23 protein-coding genes and 1 tRNA gene are annotated in these 24,501 nt (G+C 67.2%); 9 read left to right on the forward strand and 15 right to left on the reverse strand.

Annotated features, from left to right (window positions below; all coding sequences use genetic code 11):
• Nucleotides 1-91: 91 nt before the first annotated feature.
• The gene (locus ACLBYA_RS24510; RefSeq protein WP_447712059.1) at nucleotides 92-505 is read right to left on the reverse strand and encodes a PH domain-containing protein; all 414 of its coding nucleotides are present in this window, start codon (nucleotides 503-505) and stop codon (nucleotides 92-94) included.
• A 155-nt stretch (nucleotides 506-660) separates the two neighbouring features.
• Nucleotides 661-942, reverse strand: a complete 282-nt coding sequence (gene crgA / locus ACLBYA_RS24515) for a cell division protein CrgA (protein WP_447712060.1) — start codon at nucleotides 940-942, stop codon at nucleotides 661-663.
• Nucleotides 943-960: 18 nt separating this feature from the next.
• Between crgA and ACLBYA_RS24520 the strand changes: the two genes are divergently transcribed.
• A complete protein-coding gene (locus ACLBYA_RS24520; protein WP_447712169.1) occupies nucleotides 961-1,743 on the forward strand; it encodes a DUF881 domain-containing protein in 783 nt (260 codons plus the stop codon).
• A gap of 26 nt (nucleotides 1,744-1,769) precedes the next feature.
• Nucleotides 1,770-2,429: an aminodeoxychorismate/anthranilate synthase component II gene (locus ACLBYA_RS24525; RefSeq protein ID WP_447712061.1), complete on the forward strand. Its 660-nt coding sequence runs from the start codon at nucleotides 1,770-1,772 to the stop codon at nucleotides 2,427-2,429.
• Between the two features lie 19 nt (nucleotides 2,430-2,448).
• On the opposite strand, the gene pknB is transcribed toward ACLBYA_RS24525, so the two are convergent.
• From pknB to ACLBYA_RS24560, 7 genes are all read right to left on the reverse strand, one after another.
• A complete protein-coding gene (gene pknB / locus ACLBYA_RS24530) occupies nucleotides 2,449-4,326 on the reverse strand; it encodes a Stk1 family PASTA domain-containing Ser/Thr kinase (protein WP_447712062.1) in 1,878 nt (625 codons plus the stop codon).
• Entirely contained in the window at nucleotides 4,323-5,531 is a 1,209-nt protein-coding gene (locus ACLBYA_RS24535; protein ID WP_447712063.1) for a protein kinase domain-containing protein, read from the reverse strand. The genes pknB and ACLBYA_RS24535 overlap by 4 nt, the downstream gene beginning before the upstream one ends.
• Nucleotides 5,528-7,003 carry a D,D-transpeptidase PbpA gene (gene pbpA / locus ACLBYA_RS24540; RefSeq protein ID WP_447712064.1) on the reverse strand — a complete coding sequence of 492 codons (1,476 nt, stop codon included), beginning with the start codon at nucleotides 7,001-7,003 and terminating at the stop codon, nucleotides 5,528-5,530. The genes ACLBYA_RS24535 and pbpA overlap by 4 nt, the downstream gene beginning before the upstream one ends.
• A complete protein-coding gene (locus tag ACLBYA_RS24545) occupies nucleotides 7,000-8,415 on the reverse strand; it encodes an FtsW/RodA/SpoVE family cell cycle protein (protein WP_447712065.1) in 1,416 nt (471 codons plus the stop codon). The genes pbpA and ACLBYA_RS24545 overlap by 4 nt, the downstream gene beginning before the upstream one ends.
• On the reverse strand, nucleotides 8,412-10,001 hold the full coding sequence (locus ACLBYA_RS24550; RefSeq protein ID WP_447712066.1) for a protein phosphatase 2C domain-containing protein: 1,590 nt from the start codon (nucleotides 9,999-10,001) through the stop codon (nucleotides 8,412-8,414). The genes ACLBYA_RS24545 and ACLBYA_RS24550 overlap by 4 nt, the downstream gene beginning before the upstream one ends.
• Complete coding sequence (locus ACLBYA_RS24555; RefSeq protein ID WP_447712067.1) at nucleotides 9,998-10,465, reverse strand: FHA domain-containing protein FhaB/FipA; 468 nt, start codon at nucleotides 10,463-10,465, stop codon at nucleotides 9,998-10,000. Before ACLBYA_RS24555 ends, ACLBYA_RS24550 begins: the two co-directional genes overlap by 4 nt.
• A gap of 154 nt (nucleotides 10,466-10,619) precedes the next feature.
• A complete protein-coding gene (locus tag ACLBYA_RS24560) occupies nucleotides 10,620-12,032 on the reverse strand; it encodes an FhaA domain-containing protein (RefSeq protein WP_447712068.1) in 1,413 nt (470 codons plus the stop codon).
• A 304-nt stretch (nucleotides 12,033-12,336) separates the two neighbouring features.
• Between ACLBYA_RS24560 and ACLBYA_RS24565 the strand changes: the two genes are divergently transcribed.
• A tRNA-Leu gene (locus ACLBYA_RS24565) sits at nucleotides 12,337-12,422 on the forward strand.
• A gap of 70 nt (nucleotides 12,423-12,492) precedes the next feature.
• Here the strand turns inward: ACLBYA_RS24565 and ACLBYA_RS24570 are convergent.
• Nucleotides 12,493-12,693: a hypothetical protein gene (locus ACLBYA_RS24570; protein ID WP_447712069.1), complete on the reverse strand. Its 201-nt coding sequence runs from the start codon at nucleotides 12,691-12,693 to the stop codon at nucleotides 12,493-12,495.
• Nucleotides 12,694-13,037: 344 nt separating this feature from the next.
• Between ACLBYA_RS24570 and ACLBYA_RS24575 the strand changes: the two genes are divergently transcribed.
• Together ACLBYA_RS24575 and ACLBYA_RS24580 are read left to right on the forward strand one after the other, a co-directional pair.
• Nucleotides 13,038-13,160: a hypothetical protein gene (locus ACLBYA_RS24575; protein WP_447712070.1), complete on the forward strand. Its 123-nt coding sequence runs from the start codon at nucleotides 13,038-13,040 to the stop codon at nucleotides 13,158-13,160.
• A 30-nt stretch (nucleotides 13,161-13,190) separates the two neighbouring features.
• Nucleotides 13,191-13,874: a GAP family protein gene (locus ACLBYA_RS24580; protein WP_447712071.1), complete on the forward strand. Its 684-nt coding sequence runs from the start codon at nucleotides 13,191-13,193 to the stop codon at nucleotides 13,872-13,874.
• Here ACLBYA_RS24580 and ACLBYA_RS24585 read toward each other — a convergent pair whose 3' ends face one another.
• Nucleotides 13,875-14,576, reverse strand: a complete 702-nt coding sequence (locus tag ACLBYA_RS24585) for a FadR/GntR family transcriptional regulator (protein WP_447712072.1) — start codon at nucleotides 14,574-14,576, stop codon at nucleotides 13,875-13,877.
• A 125-nt stretch (nucleotides 14,577-14,701) separates the two neighbouring features.
• Between ACLBYA_RS24585 and ACLBYA_RS24590 the strand changes: the two genes are divergently transcribed.
• Together ACLBYA_RS24590 and ACLBYA_RS24595 are read left to right on the forward strand one after the other, a co-directional pair.
• A complete protein-coding gene (locus ACLBYA_RS24590; protein WP_447712073.1) occupies nucleotides 14,702-15,202 on the forward strand; it encodes a gluconokinase in 501 nt (166 codons plus the stop codon).
• A gap of 27 nt (nucleotides 15,203-15,229) precedes the next feature.
• The gene (locus ACLBYA_RS24595; protein ID WP_447712074.1) at nucleotides 15,230-16,630 is read left to right on the forward strand and encodes a GntP family permease; all 1,401 of its coding nucleotides are present in this window, start codon (nucleotides 15,230-15,232) and stop codon (nucleotides 16,628-16,630) included.
• Nucleotides 16,631-16,632: 2 nt separating this feature from the next.
• Here the strand turns inward: ACLBYA_RS24595 and ACLBYA_RS24600 are convergent, their stop codons facing one another.
• Nucleotides 16,633-17,055 (reverse strand): hypothetical protein, encoded by a 423-nt coding sequence (locus tag ACLBYA_RS24600; protein ID WP_447712075.1) that lies wholly within the window; start codon nucleotides 17,053-17,055, stop codon nucleotides 16,633-16,635.
• Nucleotides 17,056-17,511: 456 nt separating this feature from the next.
• Between ACLBYA_RS24600 and ACLBYA_RS24605 the strand changes: the two genes are divergently transcribed.
• The gene (locus ACLBYA_RS24605; RefSeq protein WP_447712076.1) at nucleotides 17,512-18,252 is read left to right on the forward strand and encodes an SHOCT domain-containing protein; all 741 of its coding nucleotides are present in this window, start codon (nucleotides 17,512-17,514) and stop codon (nucleotides 18,250-18,252) included.
• Nucleotides 18,253-18,272: 20 nt separating this feature from the next.
• On the opposite strand, the gene ACLBYA_RS24610 is transcribed toward ACLBYA_RS24605, so the two are convergent.
• Genes ACLBYA_RS24610 through ACLBYA_RS24620 form a run of 3 tightly spaced genes read right to left on the reverse strand, consistent with a single transcriptional unit; the run spans nucleotide 18,273 to nucleotide 21,570 of the window.
• Nucleotides 18,273-18,920 (reverse strand): GNAT family N-acetyltransferase, encoded by a 648-nt coding sequence (locus ACLBYA_RS24610; protein ID WP_447712077.1) that lies wholly within the window; start codon nucleotides 18,918-18,920, stop codon nucleotides 18,273-18,275.
• On the reverse strand, nucleotides 18,920-20,581 hold the full coding sequence (locus ACLBYA_RS24615) for an SLC13 family permease (RefSeq protein ID WP_447712078.1): 1,662 nt from the start codon (nucleotides 20,579-20,581) through the stop codon (nucleotides 18,920-18,922). The genes ACLBYA_RS24610 and ACLBYA_RS24615 overlap by 1 nt, the downstream gene beginning before the upstream one ends.
• An 8-nt stretch (nucleotides 20,582-20,589) precedes the next feature.
• Nucleotides 20,590-21,570: a GGDEF domain-containing protein gene (locus tag ACLBYA_RS24620; protein ID WP_447712079.1), complete on the reverse strand. Its 981-nt coding sequence runs from the start codon at nucleotides 21,568-21,570 to the stop codon at nucleotides 20,590-20,592.
• A 501-nt stretch (nucleotides 21,571-22,071) separates the two neighbouring features.
• Here ACLBYA_RS24620 and ACLBYA_RS24625 point away from each other — a divergent pair.
• Complete coding sequence (locus tag ACLBYA_RS24625; RefSeq protein ID WP_447712080.1) at nucleotides 22,072-24,459, forward strand: Ig-like domain-containing protein; 2,388 nt, start codon at nucleotides 22,072-22,074, stop codon at nucleotides 24,457-24,459.
• Nucleotides 24,460-24,501 lie beyond the last annotated feature (42 nt).

The raw sequence follows: 24,501 nt of genomic DNA on the forward strand, positions 1-24,501 counted from the left end.
TGCGTCAACACGCGGACCCCGAAAAGGAATCAGTTACAGATCCCTTCCTGACACCTCCGGAGGCATTTGAGAAGGACCAACTCGATCTATATCAGCGGGCCCAGCCGGCGTCGGTCAGCGCGTCGAGGACGGCGACCGGGTCGGTGCCCAGGTCCCAGCGGGTGAAGACATAGAGCCGGTCGTCGGCGCAATCGATCTCGAGCAGTCGCTGCTTGCGCGCGAGCCGGCGGAACTCGGTGATCCGGATCAGCGTGATGTCATCGCGGGTGAGTACCCGTGAACTGATCCACCCACGGATCTGCAGGCCCGCGTCGGTGATTGCCAGTTTTGGACGTGCGCGCCAAGAACCGATTGCAAACAGCAGCAAACCGAGTCCGGCAACGACGCTGAGGACACGCCCCGGCGGGTCTGTGACCACGCTCACAGCTACTCCGAGCATCACCAGACCGGCCATACCGATCCAGATGACGGCGGCAGGCTTCGGTGCCCAAAAAGTTTGCTGCATGGGCTCAGTACCCCGTTTTACCGGGGAGTTTGAAGTTATCCACAGCAGCTATCCCCAATGGGGATGAATCACAACGGTGTGATTGGGTAACGGACAGATTGCGGGCAGGCGAACGCATCGAGGTGAAAATGAATTCATTCACCGACGCAGCCGCGTCAGCGCCACCGCATGGTGAGCAAAAGCCCGGTGATCATGAAAGCAAACGCGATCGCGTAGTTCCACGGACCCAGATCGGCCATCCAGCCCAGCCACGTCGGCGCGTTCAGGCCGGTCGCCCCGAGCTGGAACACCAACAGCCAGAACAGCCCGAACAGCATCAGGCCGACGAACAGCACCACGAACCACACACTCGACGGTCCGGCCTTCACCTTGACCGGGGTCCGGCTCACCGGGTTGATGGTGAAGTCGTTCTTCTTACGGACTTTGGACTTGGGCATGGTTAACCTTTGAAGACGATGGTCGAGGCGGTGAACACTGAGCCTAACGCAGCGCCGAACCGCAAACGGTCGCTGTGGCGGTTCGGGGTGCCCATCGTGTGTGTCTTCGCCGGTCTGCTGCTGTCCACCACGCACGGAGTGTCCGGCGGATCCGAGATCCGCCGCAGTGATGCGCCCCGGCTGGTGGATCTGGTCCGGGAGACCAGCGCGGGCGTCGACCGCCTGACGGCCAAGCGTGACGCCTTCGTGGCGGCCATCGACAGCCACCACGGCGGCTCCCCCGGCACCGACGCGGCCCTGGCCGCGATCATCCGGCGCGCCGACACCCTGGCCGAGCAGGCGGGTCTGGACCCACTGCAGGGTCCCGGGCTGGTGGTGACCCTCGACGATGCGCAGCGCGACGCCGACGGTCGCTATCCCATCGACGCCTCCCCCGACGATCTGGTGGTCCACCAGCAGGACATCCAGGCGGTCCTGAACGCGCTGTGGAGCGCCGGTGCCGAGGGCATCCAGATGCAGGACCAACGGATCATCGGAACGTCGGCACCGCTGTGTGTTGGCAACACCCTGCTGCTCAACGGGCGCACCTACAGCCCGCCCTATGTGGTCACTGCAGTCGGTGACCCGGCGGCCATGCAGGCCGCGCTGGCGGCCGCTCCCCTGGTCACTCTGTACAAGCAGTACGTACTGCGGTTTCAGCTCGGCTACTCCGAGCAGGTGCGCGATCGGGTGGAGCTGCCCGGATATCCGGCCCCGGTACGTATGCGGTACGCCAAAGCAGCAGGTCCGCTCGGATATTAGGGTGCGCGGGCCAGTAGCCTGATCGCATGCAGGTTCTGGTCGTCGACAATTACGACAGCTTCGTGTTCAACCTGGTCCAGTACCTAGGCCAGCTGGGCGTGCACGCCCAGGTCTGGCGCAACGACGACGAGCGGCTGGCCGACCCGACCGAGGTCGCCCGCCACTTCGACGGCATCCTGCTCTCCCCCGGCCCCGGTACCCCCGAGCGCGCCGGCGCCTCGATCCCGCTGGTGCATGCAGCTGCGCAGACCCGCACACCGCTGCTCGGGGTGTGCCTGGGACATCAGGCGATCGGCGTGGCGTTCGGCGGCACGGTGGACCGCGCACCGGAGCTGCTGCACGGCAAGACCAGCGTTGTGCATCATGTAAATGCCGGTGTACTGCAAGGTCTTCCGGATCCCTTCACGGCCACCCGGTATCACTCGCTGACCATCCTGCCCGAGACCCTGCCGGACACCCTGGAGGCCACCGGGCACACCGACAGCGGTGTCATCATGGCGGTCCGGCACTTCGAACTGCCGATCCACGGCGTGCAGTTCCACCCCGAGTCGATCCTCACCGAGGGTGGTCACCGGATGCTGGCCAACTGGCTCGGCTACTGCGGTACCGCCCCCGACGAGGGGCTGGTCCGCAAGCTGGAGACCGAGGTGGCCGACGCGGTGCGGGCGGCAACGGAGCGGGTCTAGGACGCGAACACCGCTAGGACTAGGACGCGAAGCTCAGCGTGATCGAGGCCCCGTAACCCACCCCGGAGCCCGGGGACGGGTTCTGGGTGACCACCGCGTTGGTGCGCTGGCCGCTGTTGTCCACGTTGGCGCCCTTGATCAGCACTCCGGTCCAGCCGAGCGCCCGCAGGTTCGGTTCCGCATCCACCCAGAACTGACCGGTCAGATTCGGCATCACGAACTGGTTGCCCCGCGACACCTGCATCTGGATGACGGCGTCCTTGGGCGTCGGTTGCCCGGCGGCCGGGTTGGTGCCGATGACCTGACCGGCGGGCGCGGTGTCGTCGGTGTCGACAGGCACGATGTTGATGAACCCGGAGGCGGTGAGGATCTGTCGGCAGGTGTCGACGTTGAGGCCGACGCAGTCGGGGATCGCCACGCTGCCCGGTCCGGAGCCGACGATGACCGTGATCACGTTGGTGATCGCCGAACTGGCGTTGGCCGGCGGGTTGGTGCCCAGCACCTTGCCCTTGAGGTCGGGGGTCGACTCGGATTCCGAGGGCTGCACCCGACCGAAACCGGCGTCGAGCAGTTCACTGGTGGCCTGGGCCAGCGTCATCCCCTTGACCTCCGGCACCACCCGTTGCTCGGCGCCGGTGGACACGTTGATGGTGATGTCCTCGCCGGCGCCCACCTCGGTCCCGGCGGCGGGGTCGGTGCTGATCACCCGATCCGGCCCGATGGTCGAGTCCGGCTTGAGCGAGGTCCGCGTCTTGAAGCCACGGTTCTGGAGCGCAGCGATGGCGTCGGCGGACACCTGACCGGTCACATCGGGGACCTGCACATCACGCGGACTGTTGCCGAGGGTGTTGATGCCGATGGTCACCACGACGGTCAGGATGGCCAGCACGGCGACGACCACCAGCCAGCGTCCCACCGACTTGTTGTTCGACCGGTTGGGGTAACCGCCGGCGGTGGGGATGTGCTCGGTCGGCAGCGCCCGGGCGTGCGGGCCGGTGGTGTGGGTGAGCATGTTGGTGCGCTCGGCATCGGTGAAGATCTTCGGCGCCTCGGGCGACTCACCGCTGTGCACCCGGATCAGATCGGTGCGCATCTCGGCCGCACTCTGGTACCGGTTCTCGGGGTTCTTGGACAGCGCCTTGAGCACCACGGCGTCGAGTTCGGGGGAGATACCGGCATGGCGGGTGGATGGCGGCACCGCATCTTCACGGACGTGCTGGTAGGCCACTGCGACCGGTGAGTCACCGATGAAAGGTGGTTCGCCGGTGAGGATTTCGTACAGCACGCAGCCCAGTGAGTAGACATCGGAGCGGGCGTCGACCTTCTCGCCGCGGGCCTGCTCCGGGGACAGGTACTGGGCGGTGCCGATCACCGCGGCTGTCTGGGTGACGCTGTTGCCGGCGTCGGCCAGCGCGCGGGCGATACCGAAGTCCATCACCTTCACCGCGCCGGACTTGCTGATCATGATGTTGGCCGGCTTGACGTCGCGGTGGATGATGCCGTGCTGGTGGCTGAAGTTCAGCGCCTGGCAGGCGTCGGCGATGATCTCGATGGCGCGCTTGGGCTCCATCGGTCCCTCGGTGTGCACGATGTCGCGCAGCGTCACACCGTCGACGTACTCCATGACGATGTAGGGCAGCGGGCCGTTGGGGGTGTCGGCCTCGCCGGTGTCGTAGACCGCCACGATGGCGGGATGGTTCAGCGCGGCGGCGTTCTGCGCCTCGCGGCGGAACCGCAGGTAGAAGCTGGGGTCGCGGGCCAGGTCGGCACGTAGCACCTTGACCGCGACGTCCCGATGCAAGCGGACGTCGCGGGCCAGATGGACCTCGGACATGCCGCCGAAACCGATGATCTCACCGAGTTCGTAGCGGTCCGAGAGGTGCTGTGGGGTGGTCACGGGGTCTCACTAGGTGGTTCCGCGGGGGGTGCTGATTCGGCCGGGACGCCGATGACCGTGGTGCTGGTCGAGGTTTCCTGCTGCACCGGATTGTCCTTCTTGTCCTGTGCGTTGACCACGATCAGCACGGCGATGATGATCGCCAGTGCGCCGAGCACGCCGGCGGCCCACAGCAGCGCCCGCTGGCCGGGGGAGAAGGTGCGTCGCGGGGGCGGCGGCCGGTGGCTGCCGGTGGTGGCCCGTGGCCGCGAGGTGGTGGCCGGTGGTCGGTACTCGGCCGCGGCGGCCGCCCGGGCCTGGGTGCCCGATGGGATCGCCGCGGGGGCGGCCCGGCCGATCGTCGGGGCGGAGTTCGGGCGCGGTGGCCGGCGTCCGGCCCGCACCGCGGCGACGGCGTCGGCGAACGGACCGCCGGAGCGGTACCGGTGGTTGGGTTCCTTGGCCAGCGTGATCTCGATGAGCTCGCGCACGTTCGGCGGCAGGTCGGCCGGCAGTGGCGGCGGCGCCTCCTTGATGTGCTTCATCGCCACCGTGAGGGCTCCGTCGCCGGTGAACGGGCGCTTGCCAGACACCGACTCGTAGCCGACGACACCGAGCGAGTACACATCGGAGGCGGCGCTGGCATCACGGCCCAACGCCTGTTCGGGGGCGATGTACTGGGCGGTGCCCATCACCATGCCGGTCTGGGTGACCGGGGCCGCGTCGACGGCCTTGGCGATACCGAAGTCGGTGAGCTTCACCTGCCCGGTCGGGGTGATCAGGATGTTGCCGGGTTTCACGTCGCGGTGCACCAGGCCCGCGGTGTGCGCGACCTGTAGGGCGCGGCCGGTCTGTTCCAGCATGTCCAGGGCGTGCCGCAGCGACAGCCGTCCGGTGCGCTTGATGACGGAGTTCAGCGGCTCGCCGTTGACCAGTTCCATCACCAGATAGGCGGTGCGGCCCTCGCCGGCGTCCATCTCGGTCTCGCCGTAGTCGTAGACGCTGGCGATGCCGGGATGGTTGAGCATCGCGACGGTGCGCGCCTCGGAACGGAACCGCTCGACGAACTCGGAGTCCTCGGAGAACTCGGCCTTGAGAACCTTGATCGCGACCTGGCGGCCGAGGCGGGTGTCGAGACCTTCCCACACCTGCCCCATACCGCCGGTGGCGATGAGCCGCTGCAGCCGGTAGCGGCCGGACAGCGTCACTCCCACCCGGGCCGTCATGATGCCTCCCGGAGTGCGGCGGCGATGGTGGCCCGCCCGATCGGGGCGGCCACTGCGCCGCCGGTGGCGTTCAATCGGTCACCGCCATTCTCCACGAGGACCGCGACGGCGACCTTCGGGGCTTGTGCCGGCGCGAAGGCGATGTACCAGGCGTGGGGCGGGGTGTTGCGGGGATCCGTGCCGTGCTCGGCGGTGCCCGTCTTGGATGCGATCTGCACGCCGGCGATGGCTCCCTTCTGCTGTGTCACCTGCTCGGCGCCGACCATCAAATCGGTAAGTGTAGCCGCGACCTGCGGTGACACCGCTCGTCGTTGTTCGCTCGGGGCGGTGGTGGCGATATTGGACAGGTCGGGTCCCTTGAGGGTATCGACCAGATACGGGGTCATGCTGATGCCGCCGTTGGCGATGGTCGCGGCCACCAGGGCGTTCTGCAGCGGGGTGACCGCGACATCGCGCTGCCCGATGCTCGACATGCCCAGCGCGGCGGCGTCGCCGATGGGTCCGACGGTCGATTCGGCGACCTGCAGCGGGATGGGTGTCGGCGTGCTGTCCAGACCGAACGCCCGGGCCGTCGCCTTCAGCTTGTCGGCACCGTTGTCGATGCCGAGTTCGACGAACGCGGTGTTGCAGGACCGGGCGAAGGCCTCACGCAGCGAGGCTGTCGGTCCGGCACCACACGGGTTACCGCCGTAGTTCTCCAGGGTGGCGGTGCTGTCGGGCAGCGGGATGCGGGGTGCTGCGGTCAGCTGCGTATCGGGGGTGCTGCCGTTCTGCAGCGCCGCGGCGGTGGTGATCACCTTGAACGTGGAACCCGGTGGGTAGGTCTCGGCGATCGCACGGTTCACCAACGGGGCGTCGGCATTGTCACGCAGCTGCTCCCAGGCCTGTGTCTGCACCGAACCGTCGTGGCTGGCAAGCTGATTCGGGTCATACGACGGTGCGGACACCATCGCCAGGATCTTGCCGGTCGACGGTTCCAGCGCCACCACCGCACCCTTGCACGGGCCGTCGCAGCCGGACTCCATGGCGTCCCAGGCGGCTTCCTGGACATCGGGTTTCACGGTGGTGTCGACATTGCCGCCGCGCGGGTCGCGGCCGGTGAAGAAATCGGCCAACCGGCGGCCGAACAACCGCTCGTCGGAGCCGTTGAGGATCGGGTCTTCGGCGCGTTCGAGTCCGCTGCTGGAATAGCCCAACGAGTAGAAGCCGGTGACCGGGGCGTAGGTCTCGGGCTTGGGGTAGACGCGCAGGAACCGGAACCGGCCGTCGGTGGACACCGAGTACGCCAGCAGTTCGCCGCCGGCGGTGATCTGGCCGCGCTGGCGGGAGTATTCGTCGAGCAGCACCCGCTGGTTGCGCGGGTCGGAGCGGTAGCGGTCGGCGGTGAACACCTGGGTGAGGGTGGCGTTGGCCAACAGCAGCACCACCAGTGCCATGAAGACGACCGAGAGTCGGCGCAGTGAGGTGTTCATACCTTGCCGATCACCTCGGTGGACGCGGCGGCGATCGGCTGCTGGTTCGGGTTGGTGGTGGGCCCGATGGGGCGGCGTGCCGCGTGCGAGATACGTACCAGGATGGCCAGCAGGACGTAGTTGGCCAACAGCGACGAACCGCCGTAGGACATCCACGGGGTGGTCAACCCGGTCAACGGGATCAGTTTGGTGACGCCGCCGACGACGATGAACAGCTGGATCGCCAGGGTGGAGGCCAGGCCGGCGGCCAGCAGCTTGCCGAAGCTGTCGCGCACCGCGATCGAGGTGCGCAGCCCGCGGGTGATCAGAATCGTGTAGAGCATGAGAACGCCTGCCAGACCGACCAATCCGAGTTCCTCGCCGATGGCTGCGATGATGAAATCGGTGGAGGCGGCGGGCACGGTGCCGGGCTGCCCGTTACCCAGGCCGGTGCCGAAGATACCGCCGGTGGCGAAGCTGAACAGCGACTGCACCATCTGGTAGCCGGCACCGTCCGGGTCGGCGAACGGGTCCAGCCAGTTCTGCACCCGGACCCGCACATGGGCGAACAACTGATAAGCCACCAGGCTGCCCGCGGCGAACAATCCGAGGCCGATGACCACCCAGGCCAGCCGATCGGTCGCGACGTACAGCAACACCAGAAACGATGCATACAGCAGAAGCGAAGTGCCCAGGTCTTTTTCGAACACCATCACGCCCACCGAGGCGATCCAGGCCACCAGCAGCGGTGCCAGGTCGCGCGGCCGGGGCAGGTCGACGCCGAGCACATGCTTGCCGGCGTTGGTGAACAATTCGCGCTTGGACACCAGCACGGCGGAGAAGAAGATCAGCAGCAGGATCTTGGAGAACTCGGCGGGCTGGATCGAGAAGCCCTCGAACCGGATCCAGATCTTGGCGCCGTACTGCTCTGAGTAACGGGCCGGCAGCAGCGCCGGAATCAGCAGCAGCACAAAGCCGATCAACCCGCAGGTGTAGCCGTAGCGGGCCAGCATGCGGTGATCGCGCAGCGCCGCCAACACCGCGCCGAAGGCCACCACGCCGACCAACGTCCACAGCATCTGTTGGGCGGCGTTACCGCCGATGGTGTCCTGATCGAGCTCGCGCTGGGCCAGGTCCAAGCGGTGAATCATCACCAGCCCCAAGCCATTCAGCAGCGCGACCACCGGGAGCAGCAGCGGATCGGCGTAGGGCGCGAACCGGCGGATCGCCAGATGCGCGCCGCCGAACAGAGCCAGGTAGGCCAGGGTGTACTGGGCTAGGTCCCAGGACAGTCCCTGTTCCTGGTTGGCCTCCACGATCAGCAACGCCACGGTCGTGATCACCGCGGCGAAAACCAGCAGGCCCAGTTCGGCGTTGCGCCGATTCGGCAGGGGAGGGGTGACGGAGACCGGTGACTGGGGGTCAGTGGTCATGACGCCGTCCGGCAATTGGTGCCCGGCTCCGGCGGTGGGGGCGGCAGTGCCGTGACAGTGGGGGAGGGCTTCGGGTCGGGACTGGGTGGGAGAGATCCGGTGGCGCGCGGCGGCGGGGCCGGGGTTTCGGGGGCCTCGGGTGCGGGCTCACCGGGGCGGGTCGTGGTCGCCGGGGGCGGCGGAGTCGCGGGGCGCGGTGCGGCCGACGGGGTGGGCGTGGGCGATGTGGCCGGCGCCGGCGGGCGGGAGGTGGGTGCGGGGCTGGGCCGCGGGGTGGAGACCGGAGCGGGGGCGCTGGTCGTCCTGGAAGTCTGGGTCGGCACCGTGCAGATGGGCAGCAACGAGGTGCGCGACAGTTCGTTGATCTGGCGGATCGCGTCGTCCAGCGTGCCTGAGGGCAGGCCGGCGGCGACCTGGGCACGCTCGGATTCGCGGATATCGTCGACGCCCAGCAGTTCACAGTCCAGGGCATCCTTGGACTGGCCGAAACTGATCAGGGACAACTCATTTCGGGAATTGAGGCACCCGACCAGAAACGGCTCCTGCAGGGACAGGCCCAGAAACGAGCCCTGCACACCGCGCATGATCGCGACGGTGCCGTCCTGCTCACTGACGTAATAGTTGTTGCGAACGATCTCGCGGGCGATGGTCAGCCCCGCCACCACTACCAGAAGGACCACCACGGCGGCGATCAGCATCCGGCGTTTGGAGCGGGGCGGGCGTTGCTCCTCGGGTTGTGTGACAACCCGTTTGGGCTGGTTGCGCTTCGGGTTGAACGCCGACGCCCGGCCTGCTGCGGTATTCGGCGCCGGGGCGTCGTCCTCGATGCCCGAGACGGCCCCGGCCAGGATCGGCTGGGTCTGGCCGTAGTCGTAATCGACGACATCGGCCACCACCACGGTGACGTTGTCGGGGCCACCGCCGCGGAGCGCGAGTTCGATCAGCCGGTCGGCGGCGTCGACGACATCGGGCATCTGCAGTGCCTCGGCGATGGTGTCGTGGCTGACCGGGTCGGACAGGCCGTCCGAACAGAGCAGGTAGCGGTCGCCGACGCGGGCCTCGCGCATGATCAGCGTGGGCTCGACCTCGTGGCCGGTGAGCGCCTTCATGATGAGCGAGCGCTGCGGGTGGCTGTGCGCCTCTTCGGCGGTGATCCGCCCCTCGTCGACCAGCGTCTGGACGAAGGTGTCGTCCTTCGTGATCTGGGAGAGCTCACCGTCGCGCATCAGGTAGCCGCGCGAGTCGCCGATGTGCACCAGGCCCAGTCGGGCCCCGGCGAACAGGATGGCGGTCAGCGTGGTGCCCATACCCTCTAGTTCGGGGTCGGCTTCCACGTGGGCCGCGATCGCCGAGTTACCCTCGTGGACGGCCACATTGAGCTTGTTGAGCAGATCGCCGCCGGGTTCGTCATCATCGAGGTGGGCCAACGCGGCGATGACCAGTTGGGAAGCCACCTCACCGGCGGCATGCCCGCCCATACCGTCTGCCAGGGCCAGTAACCGGGCCCCGGCATACACCGAGTCCTCGTTGTTGGCGCGGACCAGCCCGCGATCACTGCGCGCCGCATAGCGCAATACGAGTGTCACGGGCGCAACTCGATCACCGTTTTGCCGATTCGTACCGGCGTTCCCATCGGAACCCTTACCGCCGTAGTCACCTTCGCCCTGTCGAGGTATGTGCCGTTGGTCGATCCTAGGTCTTCGACGTACCATTCCGAGCCCCGAGGTGACAGCCTGGCGTGCCGTGTCGAGGCGTAATCGTCGGTGAGCACCAGCGTGGAGTCGTCGGCCCGGCCGATCAGTACGGGCTGGCTGCCGAGGGTGATCCGGGTGCCGGCCAACGCCCCCTCCGTCACCACCATGTGCCGCGCGATATGTCGTCGTTCACCGCGGGGCAGCAGCGAGCCGCGCAGCGCGAGTCCACGGCGCACCATCACCGCGCCGGTGGGGGCATAGATATCGGTGCGCAGGATGCGCAGCACCGACCAGATGAACAGCCACAGCAGCAGCAGAAATCCGACGCGGGTCAGCTGCAGTACTAGCCCCTGCATCTGACGTCCTCTCCATCGCGCTCAGCTACCGCCGACACGATACTGGGACCTGTTGGGGTGTGCGGGTGAAGCACACACCCCGTCCCCGGACCGTTACCTCCCGGCGCCCGACGCACAACCCCCGTCGCTTCGCTCGCCCCAGGTAGGCGCGCGATCAGTGGACCCGGACGATGATCTCGGAGTGGCCCAGTCGGATGACGTCGCCGTCGGCCAGCTGCCACTCCTGCACCGGGGCGTTGTTGACGGTGGTCCCGTTGGTGGAGTTCAGGTCCGACAGCAGCGCGACCTGTCCGTCCCAGCGGATCTCGAGGTGACGGCGCGAGACGCCGGTATCGGGCAGCCGGAACTGGGCGTCCTGGCCGCGGCCGATCACGTTGGCACCCTCACGCAGCTGATAGGTGCGGCCGCTGCCGTCGTCAAGCTGCAGGGTGACCGTGGCGGCGGCTCCGTAGCCACCCGCGTATCCGGCCGGGGCGGCCGCGGCGGGCTGGCCGTAATCCTGCTGGCCGTAGTCCGGCTGCCCGTAGTCCTGCTGGCCGTAGTCGTAGCCGGCCGGCTCGCCGTAACCCTGGTCGGGGTAACCGCCCTGGGCGGGCGGCTCGCCGTAGCGGCCGTAATCCGGGGCCGCGGGCGGTGCCGGCGGGGCCGGGGGCGCGCTGTAGTCGCGGCCGTACTGCTGGCCACCGTAGCCACCCTGGTCGGGGTAACCACCCTGGTCCGGGTAGGCCGGGGGAGCAGGCGGACGGCCCTGCGGGTTGTAGCCCTCGTCCTGGCGAGGACGGCCGTAGTCGTAGTCGCCGTATCCCGGCGGCGGGGAGGCCGGCGGTGCCGGGTATCCGGCGGGCGGCTGCTGCGGGCGGTAACCCTGTTCGGGGTAACCGGCGGGCGGCTGGCCGTATCCGGCCGGCGGGCGCTGCTCGTAGGACGGCGGCGGGTAACCCTGATCCGGGTAGCCACCCTGCTCCTGCGGGTACCCGCCGCGCTGCGGATAACCCTGGTCCGGGTAACCGCCCTGTTCCTGCGGGTAACCGCCGCGCGGATCCTCCTGCTGGCGGTACCGGTCGTCGTACTGATCGTCGCCGGGACGACCCTGTCCCTGGCCGCGGTAGCTCGGGTTGTCGGTCATCGCTGGTACTCCTGGTTCTGCGCCTGCCGCGCGGTTGCGTTCTGCTGAGGCGGGTTCGCCGGTGGTCGAGTCGGGGTTGACCGCTCCACGTGTGCGGAACTGGCCGGTGTGCAGGCTCGGCGATGGCGCAAACCTGACGACCACATCACCATACGTTTGCCACCCCTGGTCCTTGATGAAACCCTCCAGGTGCCGGGCAAAAGTCGCTGACGTGCGGTCCGGGTCTGCGCTCACCTTCTGGTAGTCGGCCTCACTGAGGGTAATGACGTAGTCGTTGGGGGCCAAGATGCGGCCACCGCCGACATTGCGGGCGTGTGTTTCCGCCTCACGACGGAGCAGTGCTTCGACCTCCTGCGGGACGATGGACCCGCCGAAGACCCGGGCGAAGGCATCACCGACGGTCGACTCGAGGCGTCGCTCGATACGGTCTGCCAGACCCATATCACCGCCCCTTTGTCCTCGTCGGATGCTGTCGATCCCCGCGCTGCGTGTCGCTCTGGCCACACTGCTCACAGGCATGTTATCGGCCCATCCCGCCGATGCGTGACCAACAGATCTCTGAGAATCGAATCGCGGCAGGTCAGGGCGGGTCAGCTGGCTGAAGTTCCGGTGATCGGCGCTTTCGCGCGGGTCCCCCGAGGGCGACGTTTTGGTGGCCTCCGCGTCGAAAAGAGCGCAGGAACGTCCCTCTCACGACCGGTTTTGGGTCCGGTGGGCCCGTGGTGATAATGTTGCGCGGTCGCTCGGGCGAGTGGCGGAATGGCAGACGCGCTGGCTTCAGGTGCCAGTGTCCTTCGGGACGTGGGGGTTCAAGTCCCCCTTCGCCCACCAGATGCTCATGGGGCCTCGGTTATCCGGGGCCCCATGAGCCTTTTGTGGCCACCTGTGAGACGGCGGCGGGTCAGCGAAACTCCTTGTACATGGCCGGCCCGAGTGGGCCGCGGCCCTGCCCGAGCACCCGAAACCCTTTGCGTTCGTAGAGTCGTTGCGAGGGGTTACGGACGTACACATTGCTGCACATCGCGTCGGCGGTCTTGGCGAGTGCATCCAGCAGCAGACCGCCGACACCCAGCCGCGATGGCCCGGGGCCACCGCGATGCACAGTTCGGGCAGCGGCGCCCCGATGCCGTCCACGAGCAGAGGCGGGTCGTTGTGGAAGGTCCGCACGGCGCCGAGGGGTGTGCCGGTCCGGTCCACGGCGACGATCGGCACGACGCCGGGTGCGGGTAGCAGGCCGAGCACTTCGTCGTCGTCCGGGTCGGGCAGCGGCCAGTCCTCGATGATGTAGGCGTGCCGCGCCATCTCGATGGCGAAGGCGCCGTCGCTCGGCAGCGCATCACGCAGGCGGACATCGGTGGGCATACCCGATTCTGACAGCCGGGCCCCGGCCCTCGCAGCCGGAAATTCGGTTGCATGCCGTCACCGTGACGGCGTTGAGTAGATGTCATGACTCAGGGGGTGCAGGTGACAAGCGTGCAGTGGGAACTCCTGCGCGCCAATGCCATCGGGTCGTTGTGGGGGCGGCCGACGGTCAACTCCGGGCAGGACCCGGCGCAGCGGCACGCGTGACCGTCGGGCCCACTCCGTATGGTCGGTACGGTGACGGGTCTGCTGCTGGCGCTGCTCGGGCTGGCCTTCCTGGACTCGCTCAGCGTCCTCAATGTCGGCGTCGTCTCCGCGGTGGTCTACGGCAGCCGGCTCAACCGGCAGTCCCCGTTGCCCGGCGGTTTGAGCTTCATCGCCGGGGTCTTCCTGGTCACCTCCGTCTTCGGTATCTGTGTCGTCCTGGGTCTGGACTTCCTGACCGAACTCACCAGCTTCGAGATCACCCCGACCGTCCGCTACTGGGGTGAGCTGTTGATCGGTGCGGCACTGATCGCGCTGGCGTTCTTCCCGTTGGTCGCGCAGTCCGCCGCCCCGGGCTGGGCGATGGCGGTGATGAAACAACGCCCCTGGCTGCTCGGATTCGTCGGCATCGCGATCGGTCTGGGGCAGGCACCGACCGCCGTGCCCTACCTGGCGGGGCTGGCGATGATCGCCTCCCGCGATCCGCTGCCCACCGCCTGGCCGCTGATCGTCCTCATCTACTGCGCGTTGGCGCTGCTGCCCTGTATGGCGGTGCTCGGACTGTCCACGCTGCGCAATCGGCAGGCCGATCAGATGCAGCGGCTGTTGGTGCGGGCGCTGACCCGCTACGGGCCGATCGGCGTGCGCATCCTGTTCCTCGTCGCGGGCGTCGCCCTGGTCACCGATGCGCTGATCCACCGCAGCATCTGGTGGTGACTACTGGGTCTCGGCGATCGCCTCGTTGGCCTCGTCGATGATCGCCCGCATCGCGCGCTCGGCGGCCTCGGGCTCGCCCATCCGGATCGCGCGGGCCACCTCGTCGTGCAGTTCGATGGCCGCGGTGACGGGTACCGCGGGCATCATCCCGTGATGGGTGCGCCCGGTCAGCAACTCGGAGACCACGCCATTGAGCGCGCGGAACATCTCGTTACCGCTGGCTTCCAGCATGGTCTGATGAAAGATCTTGTCGGCCAGCAGGTATGACTCCAGGTCGCCGGAGCGCCCGTGCATCACCATGTCCGACACCGCGGCAGCCATGATCCGGCACTGATGGGAGTTGGCCCGCTTGGCGGCCAGTGCCGCCGCGGCCGGTTCGAATCCGCTACGCAGCTCGGACAGCGAGGCCAGCTGCGCGGCGCGGTCGCCGGCCTCCAATCGCCAGCGGATCAGCCGCGGGTCGAAGACGTTCCACAACTCGGCCGGCTGCACCGTGACCCCGACCCGGCGTCGCGACTCGACCATGCCCATCGACTCCAGCACCCGTACCGCCTCGCGGGCGACGCTGCGCGACATCCCATGCTCGCCGCTGAGTCCGTCCAATGTCAGCACCTGTCCGGGCCCGTACATACCCGACACGATCGCGGTCCCGAGGGCGTCGAGCAGTGCGCCGTGCAGCGCGCTGGATGCGGAATGGGCCACGGATACATGGTGTCATATCCCGACCTCAGCGACGATAAATGCGCTTAATCAATATAGGCACTTGAAATAAGCATATCTTTGGGCCATGCTGTGTGACACCAAGCACAACAGGGTAGGTGGAGCGGATGAGGTCGCCAATCGTCGTCATGGGAGTTTCGGGCTCCGGTAAGTCGACCGTGGGTGCCGCGCTGGCACAGCGGTTACGGGTGCCGTTCGCGGACGCCGACGACTTCCACCCGCCCGCCAACATCGAGAAGATGTCCGCCGGGCATCCGCTCGACGATGACGACCGCTACCCGTGGCTGGAGGCGATCGGCGATTGGCTCGCCGAGCACAGAGAAGGCGGTGTCATGAGTTGCTCGGCGCTCAAGCGGCGCTACCGAGACCAGCTGCGTCGCCATTGCGGGGGAGTCGAGTTCCTGCATCTGAGCGGTACCGCCGAGGTCATCGGCAAGCGACAGGCGAGCAGGCCGGGCCACTTCATGCCGGCCTCACTGCTCAAATCCCAGTTCGAGACGCTGGAACCGCTCGGGGCCGAAGAAAACGGCCTGGTCATCGACGTCGATCGAGATATCGACTCGATCATCGAAAGCTATGTCGCCGCACGCGATACCGCAGAACACTGATCAAGACACCCACTAGACGGAGGACCCGTGGAAGCGATCGAACCGGCATATGGTGCCGGCACGCTGTTGCTCATCGCCGCGGCAGCGGTAGCGCTGCTGCTGTTCCTGATCATCAAGGTCAAGATGCACGCCTTCGTGGCACTGGTGGTGGTGAGCCTGCTGACCGCGCTGGCGGCCGGTATCCCGATCGCCGATGTGCCCAGCGCGCTGAGTTTCGGGTTCTCCAACACCCTGGGCTCGGTCGCCCTGCTGGTCGGCTTCGGTGTGATGATCGGCAGACTGCTCGAGGTCACCGGCGGGGCACAGGTCCTCGCTGACACCCTCATCGGGCGGTTCGGTGAGAAGCGGGCACCGTTCGCTCTCGGTGTCGCCGCACTGATCTTCGGTCTGCCGATCTTCTTCGACGCCGGCCTGGTCGTCTTCCTGCCCATCATCATGACTGTCGCCCGGCGCTTCGGCGGCTCGCTGCTGCTTTACGGCCTGCCGACCGCGGGGGCCTTCGCCGCCATGCACGCGCTGGTGCCGCCGCACCCGGGGCCGGTCGCCGCTGCCGAGGCGTTGGGCGCCAACATCGGGCTGACCCTGCTGATCGGTGTGCCGGTCGCCATCGCCTCCTGGTACATCGGCGCCTACCTCGTCTCACAGGCGATGGGACGCCGCTTCTACGTCGACATCCCCGAGCTGCTGTTCGGTGAAATGAACGGCGGCGCTGCCGAAGCCGAGCCGGGTTCGACGAAGACCCGTACCGCACCGGCGTTTGCCACCGTGCTCGGCGTGTTGATGCTGCCGTTCGTGCTGATCTCGTTCAACACCGTCATCAGCACCCTGATGAGCGCGGGCACGATCTCCGAGGATGCCGGCTGGGCACAGCTGCTCAAGATGCTCGGCAGCACCTCGGTCGCGCTGCTCATCACCGTCGTCGTGGCGACCTTCGCACTGGGGAGCGGCCGCTCGATGGCCGATATCAGCGAGATCTTGGACAAGGCGCTCGGCCCGATCTGCGCGATCATCCTGATCACCGGCGCCGGCGGCATGTTCGGTGGTGTGCTGCGGCTCAGCGGTATCGGCGACGCACTGAGCTCGTCACTGTCGGAGCTGGGGCTGTCCTTGATCCTGCAGGCCTTCATCATCGCGACGCTGCTGCGGGTGGCGCAGGGATCGGCAACGGTGGCGCTGACGACCACCGCCGGTCTGCTCGGAAGCGCCGCGGCCGCGGCCGACCTGAGCAGTATTCAGCTGACGGCCATGGTGTTCGCCATCGCCGCCGGTGCGACGGTGCTCTCCCACGTGAACGACTCGGGCTTCTGGTTGGTCAGCCGATTCTTCAACATGGACGTCAAGACGACCCTGAAGACCTGGACGGTGCTGGAGACCACCTTGGGCCTCACCGCATTCGGGTTCAGCGTGTTGTTGTGGGTGGCGGGCTGACGTCAGTCGCAGCTGGCACAGACGCCGGTCAGCGACAGCTCCAACCCGCAGCTGCACAACGTGGCGGCGCGTCGGACATCGCGCGACCGTGTCCCGGTGGCGTAGATGCGGTTGGACGGATGCTCGACGTACCAGGTGCCCTTCGGTGCGCTGCTCGGTTTACGCCCGACCGAGCTGCCGAGAATCCGGACGATCTCCTCTTCGGAGGCGAAACCGACCGTGTAGCCGAAGTAGATGTGCAGATCGCGCAGCCCATCGCGCCGGGTGGCAATGACATAGGGCTTGTCGGTGCGTTCCACCGCGCGATAGCCGACGATGCCGACCGCGTCGGTCAACTGCCGGATGAATGCGTGATTGTCGCCGGTGATCCGGGCCTTCGACAACGCTTCGATCAGCGAGTCGAAGGTCTCGCTTGCTGTCGTCACATCTCGACGGTAGCCGCCGAGCATGGCTGCGGGCCGCAACGCAGATTGAAATCCATGCCAACAGAACGTGTTCAGTGGCTGACGTTGAGACGGCTGGACCGGGACTTACAGAGCTCTCCACCAAGACACCGGCGAGGTCGGCTCATCCCAGGCTGCCCGTGCGGAGGCGCTACGGCGTGGGCGCCGCCTGAAGTTCGGTAAGTGGAATCCCGACCACCGATGTGGCGTGTGCGCAGTAGTTCTGGACAAGGAAGCCTCCTTGAGACTCCTCAGACCGACACACGTGTCGACCGTAAGGTGCCCGAGGATACCCAGCTGCGGCCAGCCCAAACATAAGGCGTGCAGACTGTTCGGGCGGTCGTGCGCCCAGTGGAGTGCTGGCTTCGCCAGATGGATGGCCGCGTGTTTCGTGCTGCGTACGCTCGAGCTGTCACCGATTCGACGAGGGAAGCTGCCGTGGACACTGCTCTGACCCCGCTTGCCGAGACCGCTGTGGGCGAGATCGCCGCACGGCACAGCTTGTCTCGGGAAGCCGTGATGGCCATGTTGCTGGCGGTCCGCGCCGGCGGTGGCACCATGGCCCAGTTCTCGATCCCCGAACTCGGCGGTTCCGGGCAGTGGATGCGGGGCGGGATGACGATGGTCGGCGACATGTTCGACCACTCGCTGAAGGCCCGGGTGGACGCGCTGTGCGAGGAACTGGCCGAGCTGATGGCAACGACGACGGTGTTTCCCGCGGCGACATCGCAGCCGATCTCCGGTTTTGCGACGGCGAGCTGGTGGCCCGCCGAGCTCGGCACCCCGAGCTCAACCGGGGCGCAGAACGACACCCGCTACGCGATCTTCCCGGGCAGCCGCCGACTGGTGATCCAGATCGGGGGAACAACAAGGATTTTCGATACCGGCGAGCACAATATCGGCGGGGTGCAGCAACAGCAGGGGGGCGCGGCCGGCACGGTCGGTTTCACCAGCCAGTTCGGGACGTTCTCCATCACCACGCTGCGCGAGCTCGGTGTCAAGCACGTTGCCGATGCACCCGCGGCCGCACCCGCCGCGCCGGCACAGTCGGCAGGCACAGCGCAAGGGCCCGATGCGGTGGTCGCGGCGATCGAGGCGCTGGCGAACCTGCATTCCCGCGGAATCCTGTCCGATGACGAGTTCGCCGCCAAGAAGACCGAGCTGCTCGGCCGGCTCTGACCGCTTATCCCAAAAAGCGGCTAGCCCAACACATCCTGCAATGCGCGAGCACCGGTCACCGTGGGCGCCAATTGCCCTCTGGCCGATGAACCCATCCACTCGGCAGCGCCGAGCTCGTAGACCTGTTCGGTGAGCACGCGCCCATTTTCGGTGAAGGTTTCGCTGCCGATCCGCCGATACCCGAGTTTGGTCGACACCGAGGCACTGGCGACGTTCTCGGTGAGCGCCCAGGACTTGGCGGCCTCGACGCCCAGAAACGCGAAAGCCAGCTCGAGCACACCGGCCCGCGCGGCCGTTCCCAGCCCACGCCGCTGGAACGGCGCGACCAACCACGATGTGGTGCCGACGATCCGGCGTTGCGGCCACTGCTCGAATCCGGACAGGCTCTGCAGCCCCACCGGCCGGCCGTCGACCAGCACTGCCAGGTCCAGTGTCCAACCCGGCCCGGCCAGCAGATCCCGGTTCGACCGCACCCGGGCGATGCGCTGTGCCTCGATCTGCTCGGGTGTGCGACCGTCGATCCACTTCACGTAGTGCGTCTGCGCAGCGGGCAGCACCGCCGCGGGCGTGGCGGCGTGGCGGGCCAGCACGGCGAGCTGCTCGTCGGTCGGTGCCGACAACCGAACACTGGCGACGGTGATCGTCAACGCGCTTGCCGGATGGATCATTACAGCGACAGTAGACCCCAGCCGACCGCGAACACCGTCACCAACGACACCAGCGTCAGCGGTATGCCGAAGCGGAAGAAGGTCGCCGTCGAGTAACCGCCCGGGCCCATCACCATCAGATTGGACTGGTGGCTGAACGGGTTGAGGAAGGTGAACGAGATGCAGGTGCCGATGACGGTCAACAGCAGCACCGGGTTCATTCCGGTCGCAGCGGCCACCGTGATCGCCACCGGGGTGAGGATGGCGGCCGCCGCCGAATTGGTCACCAGGTTGGTCAGCAGCGTCGTCCCGACGGCGATGACCAGCACCACCAGGGCGGTGCTGCCGTCCGACAGGCTCAGGATCGCATTCGAAATCCGCTCGCCGAGGCCGGAGTTCACCACGATTGTCCCCAGCCCGACCGATCCGGCGATGATCGCCAGGATGTTCCAGTTCAGCGCCCGCACCGCCGAGCGCGGTGTCAACACCCGGGTGACCACCATCAGTGCGGCACCGGTGACAGCGATCAGCGAGATATCGGCCAGGCCCAACGACCCGCTGACGATGACCGCGATCAGGATGGTCAGCGCCGGCCGCGTCTTGGCGGTCTGCGGGGCCTTGCCCGCGACCTTCTGCCACAGACCCACCGACGGGTGGGCATCCAACACGTCCGCGGATGCCGCGGTCACCAGGCACATCTCGCCCGGGATGGCCGGCGTATCGCGCAGCAGCCCGGTGCTTTCGGCGGCCACCACGACGATATCGTCGTGCTCTTCGAGGACGCGTACCGAATCCTGTTCGTTGTTGGCGATCGAGACCTTGTACAGGTCCTGGGCCGACTGACCGAATCGCGGACTCGCCCAGAGCATCCGCACCCCGGCCTCGGTCGCTCGGTAGACCAGCACGTCACCGTCTTGCAGCGCCGTGTCCGTGCCGACCGGCCGGCCCCACCGTGCCACCTCCAGCAGCTCGAAGGACGGTGTGGTGTGGATGCCCAACTCCGCGGCGGTGCGGCCCACGGCGTTCGCCTTGGCAGTGATCGGAATCTCGGCGCGCCAGGGCAGTTCGTCGTCGGGGCCTTCGGTTCGGCCGCGCAGCAGCATCGGGCCCAGGATCAGCAACACCAGCCAGCCGACGATCGCAACCGGGACCGCCACCGGGGCGAACGAGAACATGCTGACCTCGACGCCGAAGGGTTCGGCGATCCCGGCGATCAGCAGATTGGAGCTGGTACCGATCAGGGTGGCCGAGCCGGCCAGCGTGGTGGCATGCGCGATCGGCAGCAGCACGCAGCGTGCCGGCACCCCGGACTGCTGCTCGAGCTCCTTGGCGGCCGGGATGAGCATGGCAACCAGCGGGGTGGTGTTGATCAGTGCAGACACGATTCCGGTCGGCGGGATCAGCCGGGCGAGTGCCTGCCGCGGCGTGGTGGCCCCGGAGAGCAGCCGGTACATCACCCGGGAGATCACCCCGGTGTGCAGGACACCCTTGGCGATCACCAGCATCGCGGCGATGGTGATCACGCCGCCGTTGCTCAGCCCGGCGAAAAGTTCCGTCGGTGTGGCGATGCCGACGAGCCCCGCGGTGACAAGCGCGCAGATCAGGGCCAGCACGGCGGGCACCGTGCCGGTTGTCATGACGATCAGGGTGGCGACGACGATGATCGCCGCGACTATCTCCATGGCGTGGATTATCGGGCAGTCGGTGTTTCGTCGGCGGGTGGCCTGTTCTTGCGGATGTCCTTGGACAGGTAGAGGTCCCGGTCGGCGGTGGCCAGCAGCCGGGCGACCGGACCGTGCGCGCCACCCACCGCCACACCGGTGCTGACGTGGACCGGTCCGTCACCGCGCAGGGTCACGGCCAGTGCCCTGGCCTGTGCTTCGTCGTAACCGGCGATGATGGCGACGAATTCGTCACCGCCGAGCCGGCCGATCAGCGCAGATGGCGGAAGCTCGGCGGTCCACCGGCGGGTCATGTCGATCAGCACAGTGTCGCCGGCGGCATGGCCGTCGCGGTCGTTGACCGATTTGAAATCGTCGATGTCGAGCAGGATGACCGCCAGCTGCTCCCCGCGCCGCTGTGCGCGGGGGAGCAGCTCATCGAGCGCGCGATTCAGGCCAGAGCGGTTCCACACCGCGGTAAGCGGGTCGCGCAGGGCGGCATCGATCAGTGAGGCGTGCAGCAGACCGATCATCTCGGCGGCTCCGATGATGCACACCGGGAACATCAGCAGCCACAGTGGCGGGACCGGTGCGGGTGCAATGAGCAGGCCCGCCGTCGCGACCGCGCCCAGTGCCACCGCACCGGCACGGGCCTCGCGCGGAGGATGCCAGCTGCGCAGGAACACCGCGATGACGATCAGCGGGATCAAGGCCCACACCTGGGCGACGGGTTCCCGGTGGCCGGCGAGTGCGGCCAATGGCGCCGTGCACGCGCAGAACGCGGCCAGGTTGTACCGCCAGCCGCACAGCGGCCGCGGCGCTGCCGCCAGCAGTCCGACGATGCACAGTGCGGCCGACGCCCACTCACCCCAGGCATCGGGTCGGCCGAACGCGGTGCCGATCGCCGCGAGGTACAGCACCAGTGCCGCGGCCAGGTAGATCATCAACATTCGGCGGCGCAACGCGGTGTTCAGCACCGGTACATCCACCTCGCCCCCGTCGCCCAGCAAACCGACTTTCTACATCGCTACCGAATTGTGCACCGATGCCGGGAAACGGCACCGGGTGACCGGCCCGCGAGCAACCGGGTATCGCGGCCGGCACGATTTTGCTGCGCGTTGCCCTGTGGCTGGCCGAAATCGGCAGGAGATGACCCCGATGGCAAACCCTAGCGCACCTTTTTTGCTGAAACAGTGACGACGCGCACGGCTGGCGGACAAGCGTCACCGGGCGATTGTATTCAGCAAACACCGAATGCAATAAATGCGATCGCAAGCACTGTGGAGATGGCGAGGGTGGTGGCGGTCTGTTTTGTCGTCGATGTGCAGATGGAGCAACGGTGCTCTAAACCTGAACAGCAGGTTTATGTGCGTTGACGGGCAGCTATCCAGTTTCGGCAAAACTGACACAAATCTGTGCATTTCCTGACGGAGGCGTTAATATCCCGTTGGCTGTGGTTCGCGTCTCAGCGAAGTATGACAGCCGCAACCTAGAGCGAAGTGGGGACTTCAATGTCAGGTGGGCATCGGTTGCCAAAAGGCGCCAAGGTCAATCGTTCCGGAAAGCGTGGGGGACGCGGAACGCACCGCACCAAGCCCACCCGCCCAGAACCGTATGCCTGGCTGGGGGTGGGAGCGGTCACCCTCGGTCTCGGTGCGGCGCTGACGACCGGCACGGGGGTGGCCTACGCCGATGACGGTGCGGCCTCGTCGAGCAGCCAGTCCTCGTCGTCGTCGACCAGTGGCGGCGCGCAGGACTCCGGCGACAAGCCGACATCGGGGCCGGCCTCGCCGAGCAGCACCGATGACGACGATGACGACACCTCGATCGGCACTCCGAATGGGTCCGACGATGACGACGATGCTGATGACGAGGACACCAGCATCGGCGATGATGACGACGCCGGTGAGGACGCCGAGCTCGACGACGAGGACGACAGGGACGGCGGCGGCACCGCGCTCGGACAGTCCGACGAGACCGAGACCCGCGGCACCAAGTCCACCACGACGAAGAAGCAGGCCGTCACTGCGGTGACCACCCAGAGCCTCTCCGTGGCAACGGTTGTCGACGAGACCGCCGAGTCATCGGGTATCGAGACCCCGGCTCCCGCGGAACCCGATGTGACACCGACCCAGACGGCGATGTCGGCCAAGACGGCCGCCATGACGACGGCGTCGAATCTGACCACGGCCGATGAGCCCACCCCGGCGCCCATCCCGAAGGCCATCTCGATTCCGGTGCTCAAGTTCGTCGGCGGGTTCCTGAACCTGTTCGGTGTCAACACCAATTCGCCGCTGCCGCCGCTGGATCTGGGCCTGGCCGCCGCGTGGACCTGGTTCCGCCAACTGCAGACCGAGTGGGGTGTCGCGCCGCCGACCGGCGCCGGCATCACGACCGGCGAGCCCGATCCGGAGACTGGGGCGGTCACCGGTGTCCTGAATGCCAACAACCCCTCGGGTCAGGCGCTCACCTACAAGATCACCATCGACCCGCTGCTGGGTGATGTGACGGTCAACAGCAACGGCACCTTCACCTACACCCCGTCGGAGGCCGCCCGGTTGGCGGCGATCGTGGCGCCGATCAGTGATGTGTTCACCGTGACGGTGTCCAACGGCATCGCTTCCAACTACGCGCTGTACACCGTGCCGATCAGCGCGGCGACCATCGCGATTCCCGGTGCGCCGACGTCGATCTCGCAGAGCACCAACACCACAACGGGGTTGGTCACCGGCCAGGTGGGATCGACCGGGTCGCCCGGCCAGACGATCACCTACACGGTGATCACCTCGACTCTCGGTGGCGATCTGACGTTCAACAGCGCGACGGGTGAGTACACGTATCAGCCATCGGCGTTGTCGATGGCGTTGGCGAGCTTGGGGTTGGCGCCGCCGGACTTCTTCACCGTCGTCGCGAACAGCAGTTCGGGCACCAGCCTGCCGGCGATCATCACGGTGCCGATCACCGCCGGTAACGCGACGCCCGGTGCGCCGACGTCGATCTCGCAGAGCACCAACACCACAACGGGTTTGGTGACCGGGCAGGTCGGGTCCACCGATCCGGCAGGGCAGGGTCTGACGTATACGGTGATCACGTCGACATTGGGCGGGCAGCTGACCTTCAACAGCAGCACGGGCACGTACACGTATCAACCCTCGGCGTTGTCGATGGCGCTGGCGAGTATCGGTGGAAATGTCTCCGATGTGTTCACCGTGGTCGCCACTAATGGCACGTTCACCAGTGCGCCGGCCATCATCACCGTGCCGATCACCGCGGCCAATGCCAAGCCGGGTACTCCGGTGGGTGGGGCACAGACCACCAACCCGGTGAGCGGTGTGGTCACCGGTAGCGTGTCGGCCAGCGATCCGCTGGGAGAGGGTGTCACCTATGACGTGATCACGTCGACACTGGGCGGCACGTTGAACTTCAACGAACAGACCGGTGTGTACACCTACACGCCGTCGGCTGCCGCACGGACGCTGGCCAGCACGGGTGTCACCACTCCGGATGTGTTCACGGTGGTCGCGGTCAACGCGGCAGGGACCAGCAGCATTGCGACGATCACGGTGCCGATCGCGCCGAATCCGGCACCGCCGAGCGCGCCCTCGAAGGGAGCGCAATCTGTCAACAACAGCAGTGGTCTTGTGACCAGTTCGGTTTCTTCGACGGATCCGGGTGGGCTCCCCCTGACGTACTCCGTCACCACGGGTGCGCTCAGTGGCACCGTCGTGATGAACTCGAACGGAACCTTCACCTACCAGCCGACGTCTGCAGCGCGCAGAGCATCGTATCTGGCCGATCTGGCCGGCGATCCGCTCTCGGATGTCTTCACGGTGACCGTCTCCAACGGCTACAGCAGCAACTTCGCCATTATCACCGTGCCGATAAGCCCGAAGTTCTGACCGCTCCGGCGGGCCGGTTCGACCACTACGGTCGAACCGGCC

The sequence above is a fragment of the Mycobacterium sp. C31M genome (genome assembly GCF_053345865.1).